At 48.9% G+C, this 237-nt stretch carries 1 pseudogene; it reads right to left on the bottom strand.

Features of this window, described 5'->3' with window-relative positions:
- Window positions 1–237 (bottom strand): annotated as a pseudogene (locus SB775_RS33665) (hypothetical protein); the annotation flags it as partial.

Below are 237 nucleotides of genomic sequence, written 5' to 3'. Positions count from 1 at the left end.
CTGGTGAAGTTCCGCCCATTTCTTGTACATGCCTTTTTCGACAAGATAAGCGGAATAGGCCGGCAATCCGTAATGGCCGAACTGCGTAAACAGGTCTTCCCAATCGTCTTCCGTCAAGTCTATCAATGAATATAGCCGGCTCAATACACGGACATAATGGTGGCGGTATTGCGTAAACAATCCGTCAAACAGGAAAGCCCGCACGTGCGGCTTGAGGGCCATTAAAATGGCAGAAAG

The organism is Peribacillus sp. SIMBA_075, assembly GCF_046534585.1.
Note: the sequence above shows the minus strand (reverse complement) of the source record. Positions and strands in the feature narration are given on the sequence as shown.